Origin of the sequence: Pantoea sp. SIMBA_079, from assembly GCF_046940275.1 — a bacterium.
GTDB classification, from domain to species: Bacteria; Pseudomonadota; Gammaproteobacteria; order Enterobacterales; family Enterobacteriaceae; genus Pantoea; species Pantoea borealis.
This window is the reverse complement of the sequence record NZ_JAWRYR010000722.1, coordinates 1-247: the sequence shown is the minus strand read 5'-3', so window position 1 is coordinate 247 and position 247 is coordinate 1. Positions and strand designations below refer to the sequence as shown.

Sequence of the window (247 nt, the reverse complement as noted above, 5' to 3'; positions counted from 1 at the left end):
CGCCTGACTGTGTTCGGCGCGCTTATCGAGCGCGGCGCGGACGGCTCGCCGCATCGGTTTCTTCGCGAAAAGCGCAATCTCCCCAAGCTCCATCTGGAGCCGGGCAAGCCAATCGTCTGGGACGGACGCTTCCGTTTCTCGAATGAAGGCTCAATTGATTTCGAGCTCGCTGCACCGGGACGGCAGGAACTCGCCGATTTCCTGAAGGCGCAGAACATCGAGATCGAATCCCGCAAACGTGAGGCCC

General features: G+C 61.1%; 1 protein-coding gene. It reads left to right on the top strand.

What is annotated here, in order from left to right:
- Positions 1–247, top strand: a 247-nt coding sequence (locus SB719_RS21845; RefSeq protein ID WP_412159987.1) for a hypothetical protein, incomplete at both ends; no start/stop codon positions are given.